Source organism: Acidocella sp. (assembly GCF_050253495.1).
Classification (GTDB): domain Bacteria; phylum Pseudomonadota; class Alphaproteobacteria; order Acetobacterales; family Acetobacteraceae; genus Acidocella.
On record NZ_JBFWIX010000013.1, the window covers coordinates 1 to 13977 of the forward strand.

Here is a 13977-nt window from a genome sequence, read left to right on the forward strand (position 1 = left end):
CGCGTCGTTGCCTTATGCGGTTACGCTGGTCGGTGTGCTGGGCGGTGCGCTGGCATTTGGCGCGTTGGGAATATTCCTGGGACCGGTATTGCTGGCACTAGGTATTGCCATGGCCGAGGAATATGCCGGCCAGCCGCGTGGCACATGGCGGCAGCCATAAGAAATTTGGAAAAAATTAACTATTTTCTGGTGAAATCCCGGGATGCCGATACATCGACAACCCCTTCGCCAAGCGAGCCTCCCGGAGGCTTGTCTTCCGCTTTCCGTTCCGGTGTCTCCTCCCAGCCGGGCGCGGCGCCGTATCGCGGAAATATTGGGGCGGCGGGCGGAGGAAGAAGTTGCCACCCTGCTGCGGAGCAGGGGGTACGACATATTGGCGACGAGGCTGAAAACTGGAGCGGGCGAGATCGACATCGTGGCGGCGGATGCGCGCTGTCTTGTCTTCGTTGAGGTCAAGGCCAGGCATAGTCTTTCGGAGGCCGCTTATGCGCTTTCGCCTCGTCAGCAAGCCCGGTTGATCCAAGCCGCCTCTGTCGCCTTGGCTCAGCATCAGGCATGGGCGCGCCCGGAGATGCGTTTCGATGCCGCCCTGGTCGCAAATGGCGGCATCCAGTTCATCGAGGACGCCATCCGGATCAATTGACGGAAAGATCGGTCCGGTTATCAATCCAGTTATTTGGTGGTCTACTTGGCCATGGGGCGGGCGGCTTTGGAAGGCCGGGTCACCCCGCGAAGGCGCTGAGCAGCCGGGCATGCGCCCTGCTGCCGCGATGAAAGCAGGAGAGCTCGAATTTCTCATTCGGCGAATGAATGCAGTCGTCGTCCAGGCCAAATCCGGCCAGCAACGTGTCCAACCCCAATATGCTCTTGAACGCCTCCACAACCGGGATCGAGGCGCCAGAACCGATCAAGGCGGCTTCCTTGCCGAATTCGGCTTGCAGGGCCCCTTGGGCGGCTTTCAGGAATCGTGCGCTGGAATCCAGCCCGTAGCCGGGGGCGGCGCCGCCCCGGGTAAATTCCGCGCGCGCGTCGGGCGGCAGGCGCTCGGTCACGAAACGTTCGAACGCATTCAGGATTTTCACCGGATCCTGGCCCGCCACTAGCCGGAAGGTGAGCTTGGCCGTGGCGTGGGCGGGGATCACGGTTTTACTGCCATCTCCCTGATAGCCGCCATAAATGCCATTCAGCTCCGCCGTCGGCCGAGCCCAGAGCTGCGCGAGGGGGATTTGGTCCTGTTCGCCCGCTGGATGGTGCAGGCCGACATCGCCCAGGAACGCGTCGGCATTGAAACCGAGACCCGCCCAAGCCTTCTCCTGCTCCGGCGAGACAGGCGCGATGCCGTCATAAAAACCGGGGATCTGGATGCGGCCCTGCTCGTCCTTCATCTGGCCGAGAATATGCGCCAGCGCGTAGATCGGGTTGAGCGCGATGCCGCCGAACAGGCCGGAATGCAGATCGCGCGAGGGGCCATGCAGCCGCACGTCGATGGCCGCCAGCCCGCGCAGGCTCGCGGTGATGGCGGGGGTTTCGAAATTCCACATGTTGGTGTCGGCCACGAGCACGAAATCGGCTTGCAGGGTGTCGCGCTCATTGGTCAGCAATTCGGCGAGAGAGGGGCTGCCATTTTCCTCCTCGCCTTCCAGCAGGATGGTCAGGCGCACGGGCAGTTTGCCGTTCACCGCCAGATGGGCGCGGCAGGCTTCCATGAAGCTGACGACCTGCCCCTTATCATCGACCGCTCCGCGCGCGACGATGCGCTTGCCGCGCGGCCCCTCGACGAGTTGCGGTTCGAACGGGTCCGAGTGCCATAGCTCCAGCGGGTCGGCGGGCTGCACATCGTAATGGCCGTAGAACAAGACATGCGGCGCATCGGCGCCAGCGGAAAAATTCTGCGCGATGACACCGGGGTGCCCCTTGGTTTCCGAAAGCCGGGCGGTGAACCCCATCTCGGCCAGCGTGCCGCGTGCCCATTCGGCGGCTTTACGGCAATCTCCCGCATGGGCCGGCTGGGCGCTGATGGAGGGAATGCGCAGGAAGGCGAAGAGTCGCTCCAGAGAGGCGGGCAGGGCGGTATCCACCGCGTGCAGGATCTTTTCCATGGCAGGTATCAGAAACCCCGGCGCAGAAAAAATCAATGCGGCTTGATTTGACGTTAAAACAGGCCAAAAGAGCCGCATCATGACCCATTTGACGCTGTACAACACCCGCACCCGCGCCAAGGCGCCTTTCGTTCCGCTCGATCCGGCCAATGTGCGGGCCTATTTGTGCGGCCCCACCGTGTATGACCGCGCCCATATCGGCAATGCCCGTAACGTGGTGATTTTCGACGTGCTGATCCGCCTGCTGCGGCGGCTTTACCCGAACGTCACCTATGTACGGAACATCACGGACGTGGATGACAAGATCAATGTCCGCGCCAAGGAGCGCGGGGTTTCCATCGAGGAGGTCACGCAAGGGCCGATCCGCTGGTATCACGAGGATATGGGCGCGCTGTACACGTTGCCACCCGACATCGAGCCGCGCGCCACCGCGCATATCGGCGAGATTATCGCCATCATCGAAAAATTGATCCTGAACGGCCACGCTTACGCGGCGGAGGGGCATGTGCTGTTTTCCGTTGCCTCCGACCCCGATTACGGTAAATTTTCCGGCCGGACGCCCGACGAATTGATCGCCGGCGCGCGGGTGGATGTGGCCCCCTACAAGCGCGAGGCCGGGGATTTCGTGCTTTGGAAACCCTCCACCCCGGATCTGCCGGGTTGGGAGAGCCCCTGGGGCCGTGGGCGGCCGGGTTGGCATATCGAATGTTCGGCGATGAGCCATAAGCATCTGGGCGAGAATTTCGATATTCATGGCGGCGGGGACGATCTGATTTTCCCGCATCATGAGAATGAGCTTGCCCAAAGCTGCTGTGCCTTTCCTGGCTCGCATTACGCCAATGTATGGGTGCATAACCGCATGCTGCTGGTGAATGGCGAGAAGATGAGCAAGTCGCTCGGCAATTTTCTGGTGTTGCACGAGGTTCTTGAGAAGGCGCCGGGCGAGGCGGTGCGGTTCATGCTGATGCGCGCCCATTACCGGCAGACGCTGGATTTCTCCGATGCCGGGCTGATCGAGGCGCGCAAGGAGCTGGACAGATTCTATCGGGCGCTGGAGGCGCATCCCGGAACGGTTGCGGCGAAAATGGTGCCCGAAGAGGTGATGGACCCGTTGCTGGACGATCTCAATACACCCGGTGCCATCGCCGGGCTGCATGCGCTGGCGGACCAGGCCATCGCCGGCGACGCCGAAGCCGCGGCGGAGATGCGCGCGGCGGGGCAAGTTCTGGGGCTGTTCAACATGACACCGGAGGAATGGTTCGCGGGGGGAATCGACGAGGCGGTGAAAACCCTGGCCGAGGGGCGCATGGCCGCGCGCAAGGCCAAGGATTTCGCTGAATCGGACCGCATCCGCGACCTGTTGCTGAAAGAACATGGCGTGATCATCGAGGATGGCCCCGGCGGCACCTATAAGCTGCGGAAGGCCTGAACGTGACCGGCCGCAATGGGGGGGCGGAGCTGACGCCCCTGGACCCCTCGCCAGTGGTGATTCTGGTGCGCCCGCAAATGGCCGAGAATATCGGTTCCGTGGCGCGGGCCATGGGCAATGGCGGGCTGTTCCATTTACGCCTCGTCGCCCCGCGCGATGGCTGGCCGTTGCCCCGCGCCTGGATCACCGGATCCGGCGCGCACCGGATTTTGGACAATGCCGGGGTTTTTGAAACGGTGGCGGAAGCGGTGGCGGATCTGCACCGCGTCTTCGCCACCTGCCCGCGCCCGCGCCATATCATCAAGCCGGTGCTCACCGCGCGCGGTGGGGCGAATGAAATTGTCGCGGCGGGGGCGCGAGGGCTAAAAACCGGTATCCTCTTCGGCCCGGAGCGCACGGGGCTGGATAATGACGACATCGCGCAGGCGGATAGTCTGATCCGCTACGACCTCAATCCTGATTTCATGTCTCTCAATCTCGCCCAGGCGGTGATGGTGATGGGGTATGAATGGTGGCTGGCCCGGGGCCCGGAACAGCCGGCGCGTGAATTGCAGGTGAACGAGACCCTCCCCGCCACGAAGGGCGAGCTGGATAATTTCATGGCGCACCTCATCCGCGCCTGCGATGAGAGCGGTTTTTTACGCAATGAACAGAAGCGCCCTGGCATGGTGCGTAATTTGCGGCATTTCTTCCAACGCGGTGAGGTGACACGTCAGGAGCTGAACACGCTGCATGGGGTGATCACGGAGTTGCGGCGTGGACCAAGATAATCGCCCGGCCACTTGGTCATTTGCATCCCTCGCCAATCTGCACTATGCCTGGGCAATCGATCTTGCTGCTGAAATAGTGTTGCGTTTACGGCGCAGTCGCGGTCCCACGGAAAAATCGAATGGCTCCATTGCAGGGAATTGTCTTTGCGGTTGGGCGAACTGGAATGATTAGGAATTCTCTCATGGCTATCGGAACTGTTAAATTTTTCAACGCGACCAAGGGTTATGGCTTCATCAGCCCGGAAGAGGGCGGGCAGGACGTGTTCGTGCATATCTCCGCCGTTGAGCGTGCCGGGATGCGCACCTTGAACGAGGGCCAGAAGGTGAAGTTTGAAGTGGTGCAGGACCGCCGCAGCGGCAAGAACGCCGCCGACAACCTCGAAGCGGCATAAGCCAGCTTCAGGCGGTTACTGCCTTGCTAGGGCGGCCTCATGGCCGCCTTTTTCGTTATCGGGCGGGTACGTCAGACCGGAATGAAGCGGTTTCGCGCTTGCCCGAAGGGCTCGGCTTTCCCATATCTCCGCCGTTCAGGAGATTAATGGCATGAAATATAAGCAATTTGGCCGGACAGGCCTGTATGTCTCTGAGATCTGTCTCGGCACCATGACATTCGGGGGCAATGCGGATGCCGGGTGGTGGAAGGCCATTGGCCAGCTCCGTCAGGACGAGGTGGATGCGATCGTCGCCCGGGCGCTGGAAGCCGGGGTGAATTTCATCGACACGGCGGATGTCTATTCCATGGGGCAATCCGAGCGTCTGGTCGGCCAGGCGCTCAAAAATCTCGGCGTGAAACGCAAGGACGTGGTGCTCGCCACCAAGGTGTTTGGCGAGGTGGGGCCGGGGCCGAACGACCGCGGCGCCTCGCGCGGGCATATCATGGATGGGGTGAAGGAGAGCCTGGAACGGTTGCAGACCGACCATATCGATCTCTATCAGATCCATGGCGACGATACGATCACTCCCATCGACGAGACGTTGCGCGCATTGGACGATCTCGTGAGCCAGGGGCTGGTGCGCTATGTCGGCGTGTCCAACTGGGCGGCCTGGAAGATCGCCAAGGCGCTGGGGCTGTCAGAGGCCAAGGGGTATGCGCGGTTCGAGGCGTTGCAGGCTTACTATTCCATCGCCGGGCGTGACCTGGAACGTGAGCTGGTGCCTCTGATGAATGCAGAGACGCTGGGTCTGCTGGTCTGGTCGCCGCTGGCGGGCGGGTATCTGTCCGGCAAATACGGGCCGGGGGGCGAGCGGGCGAATGATTCGCGGCGCCTGACCTTCGATTTCCCGCCGGTGAATATCGAGCGCGCGGATGCCTGCATCGCCGCGATGCGCGAGGTGGGGGCGGCACATGGCGTTTCGGTGGCGCGGGTGGCCCTGGCCTGGCTGTTGGCGAAACCGCATGTGACCAGTGTGATCATCGGCGCCAAGACCACGGCGCAGCTCGATGATAACCTGGCGGCGGCGGCATTGATGCTTTCGCCAGAGGAGATCGCCCGGCTAGACGCGGTGAGCGCGCTTCCGGCGGAATATCCGGGCTGGATGCTGGCTCGCCAGTCGAGCCGTCGCGTGCCGGAGCCCTTTACGCCAGCTTCCTGATATTCCGCCCCTGAAATCAGGTGGAGTTCAGATTCGAGGGGCCAGGGCCGTTTCCCCTCGCATTGGTTCACGAGGAATGCCCTGGATTGCCGTTTAGCGCGCGATCTGTCCGGTCAGAAGCCGGCTGAACGGATGTCATTCTGAACGCCACCGGTCATTTCGCCGCGGGCGTCCAGCCATAAACGGGTTTGAGGTCGATGTCGCGGCGGGGATGGTCCCATGGCCCGATCAACCTGACGGTCAGGTCGAGAGGGGGCTTCACGGCGGGGCGTATATCGAGCTTCAGGGCCAGGGTGGAATCGAACAAATCGATCCCGCCGCTGGCGGCAAGAGTCCCCGCCGGAGCGGTCAGTTGCGCCTGGTTCAGCGTGCAGTTGCCCTGCGCGATGCGGCCTGCCAGGGTCAGTGTCGTAAATGGCGTGGTGCCATCGGTGAGCTTCCTGGCCAGGGGCGGGCGCTTCGCCAAGCCCAGCGCCGCCGTCAGCCCAGGCAGGTCCATGCCGTTCAATGTTCCGTCGCGGGCGGTGATGGTGGCGCTGCCGCCTAATGTCGCGGCCCAGGCCTTGGCGGTGTAGCCCGTGGCGTGAAGGCTGGCGGTGGCGCTGATCATGCCGGTGGAAAGGGTCAGGGGAAAAGTCTGCGGCAGGGTGAGGGCGCTGGCATCCACCCCCTCCGCCAGCAGCTTGGCGGTGAGGGCGGGCGGCGCGCTGGCGGAAAGCCGCAGGCTGGCACTGCCGGAGATGGCGCCATGGCCGATGCTGGCCTTGGTGAGTTTCAAGCTGGCTTCGCTGGGGGTGAAGGTCAGCGTTCCCTCGCTCTTTCCAAGGATGGGCAGCCCGGCATAGAGCACCCGCGCCGCCTTGAGCGTGAGGCTGCCGGACAATGGCAGGACGGACGGCATTTGCAGATTCATGGGCAAGGGCGGCATGGCGAACGTGCCGGAATCGATCAGCCCGGTCAGGCGGCCATGTTTTTCCAGCACTTGGCCAGAAGCGTTCAGCAGCCCGGCGCTGAGCACGAAATCGTTCAGCCCGCTCTCATCCGCCGACAAGGTGAAGCGGGCGCGCAGCGCCAGCACGCCCGGGCCGGGAAAGGCCAGAGCCGGATCGTTCGCGCTGGCGATGCAAGGCAGGCTGACTTTTTGAAACGGATAGCCGGGCAGAGGCGCCATGCTGGTGCAGCCGCCGCCGAAGCCGAGCAGTTTAAGCGCCGCGACGGCATTGGGATGGCGCAAGGAGACCGCGCCGCTGGCGCTGGATTTCACGAGGTTGATAACCGGCGCCGTGGTGAAGGTGAAATCCCCCAATCTGGCCACGGCGCTCGCGGCGAGCGCGTCCGGCGGTCCGGCGGCGGCCATCATCAGGTTCAGATGCGCCTTCAACAATTCGGGCGGTGGTTTGATGCTGGCGGGCAGCAGGGGGGCCAGTGGTTCGGCCGAGGGCAGGTCCAGGAAGGCATGGGCGGAGCTGACCGTGAAATTTTTATCCAGCGTGGCACTGCCGCCCGCGATGCCGCCATAAAGATCGGCGGTGGCGCGGCGAATGTTGAGCGTGTCGTCCAGGGCGGCGTCGATGAACAGATTGCTCAGCTTCACGGGGCCGGCATCGGCCTGCGCGGCGGTCAGCTCACCCGATGCGGTGAAAACCCCGCCTAGGGGGCGCTGCCCGAGCCAAGTCGCCAGTGGGGCCAGGGCGAGATGGTTGAAGCCGAGCCGGAACGCGGCATGCCCGGCGGAAAGCGCCACGAGCCCGTCGACATGATCCGTCCCCAACGTACCAGAGAGGGATTTGAAGACCGGGGCCGTGCGAGTGCCCGCGAGATCGGCCTGCAGGGACGCGGAGGACCAGCCGCTTTCAGCTGGCAGGCCAAGCCCCGTGGCGAGGGCCGTGAGGTCCGGCGCGGACAGGCTGAGATGGCCGGAGAGGTTGGCATCCGGCGTCAGGGCGAAATCGCCTTCCAGGCTGGCGCCGCCGGGCAGGCCGAGCGTCAGGTCATGCACGGCGAGGCCTTTTTTCCCGGTTTCCAGCTTGGCCTGCACGGCGGGCAATGTCTTGCCCGCGAATATCGGGTTCGTGGCGGACAGCGCGATGCTGGCTTTCAGATCCTGCGGCCAGATCGCCAGCAGCGCGCCGGATTTGCTGAAATCGACGTTCTGGCCGGTCAGATCGGCTTGCAGGGCCAGGGGGCTGAAGGAGAGGTTGGCCGTGCCGCCCAGGTTGGCCTTGCCCTGGGTTAGGGCCAGTTTGGTGGCGTTGAGACCATTGGCGTCGGCGTTGATTTGCGCCGTGCCCGCGATGCCGCCGGAAAGCTGAAACTGGAGTTGCCCGTCCAGCCGGCTGCGTGTGTCCAGCGTGCCGGAGAGGTTCGCCTTGCCGCCCTCGAACGTGGATTGGATGGAGATGGGCGCGGACCCGTCATCGGCGGTTTCACCGGCGGCGATGCTCAGCGATATGGGTTTGGCCGCCAGCTTGCCGTTGCCGGACACGCTGACGCTGCCGCCCGGGCCGGTGAACAGGTCGGCGTTGACACCGGTGAAATCCACGGAGCCGAACCGGATGAGGCCGTTTTCGATATGGGCATGCAAGGCTGCCAGCCAGGGGGGGGGCGCGACGGCGCCGATGCCCCCTGGCAAGGGCCAGGGATAGGAGATCGACGGCGTGTCGAGGTCGAGCGTGCGCACTTCAAGCTGCCCGCGCAGCAAGGAGGGCCAGGCCAGATTGAGGGACAAGGCCTTGGCCTTGATGGTTTCCTTGTGTGGGCCGGTGATGGTGATGCCCGAGGCGATGATCTCAGGCTGCGGCAGATAAGAAAGTGAAAGCCGGCCGCTGATATGCACATCCCGCCCGGTGAGCCGGGAGGCGAAGCTTTCCACCGCGGCGCGGTGCGAGGGGGAGGCCACGAAGTCCGGCAAGGCCAGCAGCAATGCGGCGGCGGCGAGCACGAGCGCCAGCGGCGCCGCCCAGAGGAGATGTTTTCGTCTCAAGATATGCCGCCGCCCCGACCCGTCCAGAACCGCCTGTTCATGTTTCCGCCTTACATGCTGCCCTGGTGAATGTCCCATTGTGTGGTTGGGTTCAAGGGCGCGGCTGTGCTAGGCAGATATCATGAGCTATTGGGGCAAGTTTATCGGAGGCATGGCGGGTTTCGCCATGGGTGGTCCCGTCGGTGCCCTGTTCGGGGCGGCGTTGGGTCATGCGGCGGACGAAGGCAAGCTGAACGCCTTCAAATCCGGTGTTTCCGGCTTTGCCGGGCGGGCGATGCCATTCGACCCGTTGAAGATGGCCTCGATGCTGGGACGGCGTGATCAGATTTTCGCCGTCGGGGTCACGGTGCTGGCGGCCAAGCTGTGCAAATGCGACGGGCCGGTAAGCCGGGCCGAGATCGACGCCTTCAAGCGCAGCTTCGCGATTCCGCAGGCAAGCATGTCCGAGGTGGCGCGGCTATTCGACAGTGCCCGGGAAAACGCCGCGGGATTCGAGACTTATGCCGCGCAGCTCGGCCAGGCTTTTTCCGACGATAAGACCGCCCTGGAGCAGGTGCTGGCCGGTCTGTACCAGATCGCCCGGGCCGATGGCCCGGTGAATGCGGCGGAGGCGGCGTTTCTCTCCCGCGTTGCCTTCGGTTTCGGGCTGCCGGAGGTGGCGGCCAGGCGGGCCGGGCAGGGGGTGCCGCCGCCAGCCCGGCCGGCGGAGGATCCGTATCTCGTGCTGGGCGTGGCACCTCAGGCGAGCAGTGAGGAGATCAGGGCGCGCTGGAAGCAATTGATGCGTGAAAGCCACCCGGACAGCATGGCGGCCAAGGGGGCCTCCGCCGCGGCGATCAAGGCGGCGTCTGAAAAAGTGGCGCGGATCAACGCCGCTTACGATGCCATCAAGCGCGAGCGGCGTTTATAGGGGGAGGGGCGCGTGTTCCAGCATTTGGGGGTGTTTTTCGCGGCGTCCGTGATGCTCGCATTGTTGCCGGGGCCGGGCATGACCTATGTGGTCAGCCGCAGCCTGGCCGGTGGCGTGCGTGAGGGGCTGGCCTCCAGCCTGGGTACGGGCACGGGCGGCCTGTTGCAGGTGGTGCTGGGCGCGGCGGGGCTTTCAGCCCTGGTGATGGCCAGCGCGGAACTCTTCACGATGCTGAAACTGGCGGGCGCGGTGTATCTGATCTGGCTCGGTATTGGCACGATCCTGCGGGCCAAGGCGGATGAGGCCACGCCGCTGGCGCCGCGCCGGGCGGGCATGCGCCGCGCTTGGCGGGATGGGATGGCGGTTGCCTTGTTCAACCCGAAAACGGCGGCGTTCTTCATCGCGTTTCTGCCGCAATTCATCAACCCCGGCGCGGGTCGGGTCGGGCTGCAATTCCTGGCGCTCGGCGCGGTGGCGGTGTGCGTTTATGCATTGTCCGACGCGATGATGGCCCTGCTGGCGGCCAGACTGAAGCGGTGTCTCGCCGGCCAGGGCGCCATGGCGGCGCGGATCCGCCAGCTTGCCGGTGGAATGATGATCTGCCTGGGGGTTGGATTGTTGTTCGCGCGCCGCCCCGCCGCATGAACGATCCCATGATCTGGGAGCCGTCGCCAAACGCCGATGAGCGGGACGGCCCGGTCTCCATGCTGGTGATGCATTATACCGGCATGCCGACGGCCCGCTCGGCGATCGACCTGCTAACATCGCCCCGCTCCAAGGTTTCCGCCCATTATGTCGTGGACGAGGATGGCGCGGTTTATCGCCTGGTGGCGGAAACGCGCCGCGCCTGGCATGCCGGTCTTTCCTGTTGGCGTGGCCGGCGGATGCTCAATGATGCCTCGGTCGGGATCGAGATCGTCAATCCCGGTCATGAATGGGGCTACAGACCGTTTCCGCCGGCGCAGATGCGCGCGGTGCTGGAGCTCTCCCAGGGCATTCTCGCCCGGCATGGCATAGAGGCACGCAACGTGGTGGCGCATTCGGACATCGCGCCCAACCGCAAGCAGGATCCGGGCGAGCTGTTCGACTGGCCCTGGTTGGCGGCGCATGGCGTGGGGATCTGGACGGAAGGGTTTGGCCCGCCGGGAGATTTGCGGGCGGATCTGGCCGCCATCGGGTACGACATGGAGCTTGCTGAAAAAGATGTCATCCTGGCCTTCCAGCGGCATTTTTTGCCAACGCATCTCAGCGGCTTGGCGGATGCCCCCACGGTGCGCCGCGCCGCCGCCTTGCGGGGGCTGGTTGACGGGGCGGGCAATCGGCCTTAGGCACCGCGCCGATCCAGACGGCTGGACGGCCGCTGGCGGGTAACCGCTGGAGGAAAGTCCGGGCTCCACGGAAATACGGTGCCGGCTAACGGCCGGCGGGGGCGACCCCAGGGATAGTGCCACAGAAAGCAAACCGCCGCGGCTTGCCGCGGCAAGGGTGAAAGGGTGCGGTAAGAGCGCACCGCCTCGCCGGTAACGGAGAGGGCATGGAAAACCCCACCGGGAGCAAAACCGAATAGGGGCGGCCGGCGTCCTGCCTCGCGGCAGGGACGCGAAGCTTATTCCGGCTTGCCGCCCGGGTTGGTTGCTAGAGGCGGGTGGTGACACCCGTCCCAGATGAATGGCCGTCCAGCGCCCGCTCGCGGGTGTGGACAGAACCCGGCTTACAGGCCGTCTGGATCCTTGGTTTCAAAACCCAAACGGGTTTTGAACACACCGGGAACGGATGAAGAAAAATCCATGAAAACCATCGAGCGTCCGGTCCGCCAGCAAGGCGGAAACGGCCCGATTCTCTTTGACGGGGGGATGGTGGCGTGATAGTGGATGTTAAACCCATGTTTTCCCATGAAGTGGTGGAAAAAGGGGGTGAGAGGTGTTTTGGCCTGGGGGCAATGAAGCAGTTCTTCGGCAGTCACGAGAACAAGCGCGACGCGAAGGGGCGGGTATCCGTTCCGGCGTCGTTTCGTGCTGCCTGGAAGGCTCATCAGGACATGACGCTGATCCTGCGCCCCTCCTTCATCGAGGGGTGCGTGGAAGCTTGGCCGTTGCCGAATTACGAGCGTTTCCAGGCCAAGGTGGATGCGATGCCGGAAATGAGCCGCGAGCAGGTCGGGCTGCAAACGCAAGTCTATTCCGACGCCGAGGAGGTGGAGCTGGACGGGCAGGGGCGCATTCTCATCACCGGCTATCTGGCCGAATGCGCGCGGCTTTCGGATTCAGTGTTCTTCATGGGCCGGGGCGATCATTTCCTGATCTGGGAGCCGGGTGCTGGCAAGGCGTTCCGCGAGGCCTCCCGCGCCATGGCGCCGAGACTTTCCTTTGGCGCGGCGTCATGACGGAATATTCACATATTTCCGTTCTGCGTGACGAGGCTGTGGCGGCGTTGGAGCCGGTGGATGGCGGCGTGTATCTGGATGGTACGTTCGGCGGTGGCGGCTATTCGCGGGTCGTTCTGGAGCGCGCGGCCTGCTGTCTTTACGCCATAGACCGCGACCCCGATGCCGTCGCCAGGGGGCGGGATCTGGCTGGGGCATACCCGGGCAGGTTTGAGATCATGCAAGGCAGGATCAGCGAGCTTTCCGTTCTGCTGGCGGCGCGCGCGGTCGTGGCGCTGGATGGGGCGGTGTTCGATCTGGGGTTGTCTTCTTATCAGATCGACGATCCGGCGCGTGGGTTTTCCTTTCGCCAGGACGGCCCTTTGGACATGAGGATGGGGGGCGAGGGGCGCGATGCGGCAACGCTCGTGAATCTTTGCGCCGAATCCGAACTTGCCGATATTTTCTTTAAATATGGTGAAGAAAAAGCCGCCCGGCGGGTCGCCAGGGCCATCGTTGAGCGGCGCAAGACTCAAAAATTTACGACGACGGCGGATTTGGCTGGCGTGATACGGAGTGTCGTGAGACCGGATAAATCGGGCATCGACCCGGCGACGAGAAGTTTTCAGGCGCTGCGCATCGCCGTGAATGAGGAATTGAGCGATATCGAAGCGGCCTTGGAGCAGGCCGCGGCGCTGTTGAGGCCGGGCGGGCGGCTTGTCGTCGTGAGCTTCCATTCGCTGGAGGACCGGATCGTGAAGCATTTTTTCGCGGGCTGTGCCGGGCGTTTGCCGGCGGCTTCCCGCCATGACCCGGCGGGGCTCGTTCCGGTCGCGGCGCCGCGTTTCAAGCTGGTCACCAAATCTCCCATTCTGCCCAGTGCGGCGGAAATCGGCTCCAATCCCCGTGCGCGCAGCGCCAAGCTGCGGACGATGGAAAGGCTCGCGGCATGATCGTCCGGCCCTTTACCTTTCTGACCGGTGTGCTGTTCGCGCTCTCCGGCGCTTATTTGTTCGTGGTCAAGCATCACAGCCAGTCGCTGGAGGACCAGCTTGAGCAGGTGGCCGAGACCACCCGGCAGGATGAGCAGGCCATCCGGGTGTTGAAGGCGCAATGGGCGCTGGAGGCGGATCCTTCCCGCATCGCCGCGTTGGCCGCGCAATTCACCGGTTTGCAGCCGATGAAGCCGGGGCAGCTCGTCACGCTGGCCTCGCTGGAAAGCCATTTGCCCGCTCCTGGCAGCGCGCCGCCATTCAGCAATCCGCAGGATGCCGTGCCGGCGATGCCGGTTGGCGGCGCCGGTCCGGCTGAACCTTCCGGCCCGGCGATCGAGGTTCAGGGCCATCTCGCCGATGCGGGGCAGGCCGGACAGACGGTTGCGGCCGCCGCCACGGAGCAGGTGGCGGATAATGCCTTGCCGCTGCCGTTGCCCCCGCCGAGCCGCCCCTCTCCGCCGGTGGCGGTCGAGCGTCTCGCCAGCGCGGGCGGCGTTCATGTCAGCCGGCCCGCGCCGCATCCGCAGCCTCGGCCGCAATCCCGGCCGGCTTCCTCCTTGTATGAGGAAGCCGCCGCGCGGACGGAGGTGCCGCCCCCACCCGTGCCGCCCAAGCACCAGGACAAGCTGGTTCCCATGGGCGCGCAGGTTGTGCGGGTACGCGCGGTGGCGGTGCCCCGGCCGGCGCCCTCGCCGCCGGTTTCGTCCAGGGCGCCCCTGGGCGGTGGTTCACTTCTTGGCATGGCGCAGACCGGGAGCCAGAATTGACCTTAAATCTGCGGCCTGACGGACCGCCCCCTTCCCGCAGGAAGGGTGGCGGCGGCCGCGATTCTGAGA

13 protein-coding genes and 1 other RNA gene are annotated in these 13977 nt (G+C 64.4%); 12 read left to right on the top strand and 2 right to left on the bottom strand.

The annotated features are described in order from the left end of the window. Nucleotides 1-271 precede the first annotated feature (271 nt). Nucleotides 272-643, top strand: coding sequence for a YraN family protein (locus AB7D48_RS11005; protein WP_427978895.1), 372 nt, complete (start codon nt 272-274; stop codon nt 641-643). Between the two features lie 79 nt (nt 644-722). Here AB7D48_RS11005 and AB7D48_RS11010 read toward each other — a convergent pair whose 3' ends face one another. Then, on the bottom strand, nt 723-2099 hold the full coding sequence (locus AB7D48_RS11010) for a dipeptidase (protein ID WP_427978897.1): 1377 nt from the start codon (nt 2097-2099) through the stop codon (nt 723-725). A gap of 79 nt (nt 2100-2178) precedes the next feature. On the opposite strand from AB7D48_RS11010, the gene cysS reads away from it, so the two are divergent. The 4 genes from cysS to AB7D48_RS11030 all read left to right on the top strand — a co-directional run bounded on the left by cysS (nt 2179) and on the right by AB7D48_RS11030 (nt 5891). Continuing rightward, nucleotides 2179-3528: a cysteine--tRNA ligase gene (gene cysS / locus AB7D48_RS11015; RefSeq protein WP_427978900.1), complete on the top strand. Its 1350-nt coding sequence runs from the start codon at nt 2179-2181 to the stop codon at nt 3526-3528. Between the two features lie 2 nt (nt 3529-3530). Continuing rightward, nucleotides 3531-4298: an RNA methyltransferase gene (locus tag AB7D48_RS11020; protein ID WP_427978903.1), complete on the top strand. Its 768-nt coding sequence runs from the start codon at nt 3531-3533 to the stop codon at nt 4296-4298. 182 nt (nt 4299-4480) lie between these two features. Continuing rightward, the gene (locus tag AB7D48_RS11025) at nt 4481-4690 is read left to right on the top strand and encodes a cold-shock protein (RefSeq protein WP_427978905.1); all 210 of its coding nucleotides are present in this window, start codon (nt 4481-4483) and stop codon (nt 4688-4690) included. Nucleotides 4691-4841: 151 nt separating this feature from the next. Continuing rightward, nucleotides 4842-5891 (top strand): aldo/keto reductase, encoded by a 1050-nt coding sequence (locus AB7D48_RS11030; protein ID WP_427978908.1) that lies wholly within the window; start codon nt 4842-4844, stop codon nt 5889-5891. Nucleotides 5892-6045: 154 nt separating this feature from the next. On the opposite strand, the gene AB7D48_RS11035 is transcribed toward AB7D48_RS11030, so the two are convergent. Next, on the bottom strand, nt 6046-8874 hold the full coding sequence (locus AB7D48_RS11035; RefSeq protein ID WP_427978911.1) for an AsmA family protein: 2829 nt from the start codon (nt 8872-8874) through the stop codon (nt 6046-6048). 121 nt (nt 8875-8995) lie between these two features. Here AB7D48_RS11035 and AB7D48_RS11040 point away from each other — a divergent pair, with 121 nt between their 5' ends. From AB7D48_RS11040 to ftsL, 7 genes are all read left to right on the top strand, one after another. Further along, nucleotides 8996-9784, top strand: coding sequence for a TerB family tellurite resistance protein (locus AB7D48_RS11040; RefSeq protein WP_427978913.1), 789 nt, complete (start codon nt 8996-8998; stop codon nt 9782-9784). A 12-nt stretch (nt 9785-9796) separates the two neighbouring features. After that, the gene (locus tag AB7D48_RS11045) at nt 9797-10429 is read left to right on the top strand and encodes a LysE family translocator (protein ID WP_427978915.1); all 633 of its coding nucleotides are present in this window, start codon (nt 9797-9799) and stop codon (nt 10427-10429) included. An 8-nt stretch (nt 10430-10437) separates the two neighbouring features. Beyond that, nucleotides 10438-11112: an N-acetylmuramoyl-L-alanine amidase gene (locus AB7D48_RS11050; protein ID WP_427978918.1), complete on the top strand. Its 675-nt coding sequence runs from the start codon at nt 10438-10440 to the stop codon at nt 11110-11112. A gap of 13 nt (nt 11113-11125) precedes the next feature. Next, nucleotides 11126-11514, top strand: an RNA gene (gene rnpB, locus AB7D48_RS11055) — RNase P RNA component class A. Nucleotides 11515-11666: 152 nt separating this feature from the next. Further along, nucleotides 11667-12167, top strand: coding sequence for a division/cell wall cluster transcriptional repressor MraZ (locus tag AB7D48_RS11060; RefSeq protein WP_427978920.1), 501 nt, complete (start codon nt 11667-11669; stop codon nt 12165-12167). Beyond that, entirely contained in the window at nt 12164-13099 is a 936-nt protein-coding gene (gene rsmH / locus AB7D48_RS11065; protein WP_427978923.1) for a 16S rRNA (cytosine(1402)-N(4))-methyltransferase RsmH, read from the top strand. The genes AB7D48_RS11060 and rsmH overlap by 4 nt, the downstream gene beginning before the upstream one ends. Next, the gene (gene ftsL, locus AB7D48_RS11070; RefSeq protein ID WP_427978926.1) at nt 13096-13908 is read left to right on the top strand and encodes a cell division protein FtsL; all 813 of its coding nucleotides are present in this window, start codon (nt 13096-13098) and stop codon (nt 13906-13908) included. Before rsmH ends, ftsL begins: the two co-directional genes overlap by 4 nt. Nucleotides 13909-13977 lie beyond the last annotated feature (69 nt).

What these genes read in the sequence shown, in the direction of transcription:
- AB7D48_RS11010 (WP_427978897.1), bottom strand. Translation starts at nt 2,099, where the DNA reads ATGGAAAAGATCCTGCACGCGGTGGATACCGCCCTGCCCGCCTCTCTG.
- cysS (WP_427978900.1), top strand. Translation starts at nt 2,179, where the DNA reads ATGACCCATTTGACGCTGTACAACACCCGCACCCGCGCCAAGGCGCCT.
- AB7D48_RS11025 (WP_427978905.1), top strand. Translation starts at nt 4,481, where the DNA reads ATGGCTATCGGAACTGTTAAATTTTTCAACGCGACCAAGGGTTATGGC.
- AB7D48_RS11030 (WP_427978908.1), top strand. Translation starts at nt 4,842, where the DNA reads ATGAAATATAAGCAATTTGGCCGGACAGGCCTGTATGTCTCTGAGATC.
- AB7D48_RS11040 (WP_427978913.1), top strand. Translation starts at nt 8,996, where the DNA reads ATGAGCTATTGGGGCAAGTTTATCGGAGGCATGGCGGGTTTCGCCATG.
- AB7D48_RS11050 (WP_427978918.1), top strand. Translation starts at nt 10,438, where the DNA reads ATGATCTGGGAGCCGTCGCCAAACGCCGATGAGCGGGACGGCCCGGTC.
- AB7D48_RS11060 (WP_427978920.1), top strand. Translation starts at nt 11,667, where the DNA reads ATGTTTTCCCATGAAGTGGTGGAAAAAGGGGGTGAGAGGTGTTTTGGC.
- rsmH (WP_427978923.1), top strand. Translation starts at nt 12,164, where the DNA reads ATGACGGAATATTCACATATTTCCGTTCTGCGTGACGAGGCTGTGGCG.
- ftsL (WP_427978926.1), top strand. Translation starts at nt 13,096, where the DNA reads ATGATCGTCCGGCCCTTTACCTTTCTGACCGGTGTGCTGTTCGCGCTC.